Raw genomic sequence first — 275 nt, forward strand, 5'->3', positions numbered from 1 at the left:
CTATTAATGGTGTCAGGCTGAGTTGGGTGAGGCGCTGACGGGAAAGTAAAATCTGCATAACAGCCAGTTTCTCTTAAAATAATCAGTTCGTCATTTACACCGCAATTATTACCGGTTGGATCACTATTATCTAATGCCCAGTTACCATGTATAAAACCATAGTTTAGCTGGCCTGTCTCAGGGTTGTGACTAAGAGCCCCATGTTTTTCGTGTAATGTTTGGCAAAAACCAGTGATAAGTGATCGTAAGTTTTCAGAATTATCATTATGATGATG

1 pseudogene is annotated in these 275 nt (G+C 39.6%); it reads right to left on the bottom strand.

Going from position 1 to position 275, the window contains the following annotated elements:
- Positions 1 to 275: pseudogene (locus MTCD1_RS21945) on the bottom strand (hypothetical protein); the annotation flags it as partial.

The organism is Colwellia marinimaniae, from assembly GCF_002207865.1.
GTDB lineage: Bacteria > Pseudomonadota > Gammaproteobacteria > Enterobacterales > Alteromonadaceae > Colwellia > Colwellia marinimaniae.